At 34.3% G+C, this 359-nt stretch carries 1 protein-coding gene; it reads left to right on the forward strand.

The window, feature by feature from the left end:
- On the forward strand, positions 1–247 hold a 247-nt coding region (locus ACTQ53_RS17700; RefSeq protein WP_441934638.1), incomplete at its 5' end, for a hypothetical protein.
- Between the last annotated feature and the right edge of the window lie 112 nt (positions 248–359).

Below are 359 nucleotides of genomic sequence, written 5' to 3' on the forward strand. Positions count from 1 at the left end.
AGTTCGTGCCCATCTACTCCCAGTATTAAGCAGAAAAGAAAAATTCGACTTTAACGCAGTAAAAGAACAAGTACTTAGTTTTCTTGGTTCTTTTCTATCTTTCACAGAAGGCGAAAGAAAGTTTATTGAACACTTCAATCAGAGAGAATATAGACCAGATATTCTATTTAATGAAAGTTCAATCGTTGAACGAATAACAAGTCACCCTATGGCTTTATGGAAATGCAGACCCAAAGAGATGAAGTGAAATCCATATCGATATTAAAATCGAAATTATTAAACAACGAGGTATGTTTAATACTATAGCTTCCTCCTGTTTGAACTATCCCATTTTTTAGGATAGTTGCCCTTTTGGGCAA

Origin of the sequence: Prevotella sp. Sow4_E9_plate, from assembly GCF_052116205.1 — a bacterium.
Taxonomy (GTDB): Bacteria; Bacteroidota; Bacteroidia; order Bacteroidales; family Bacteroidaceae; genus Prevotella.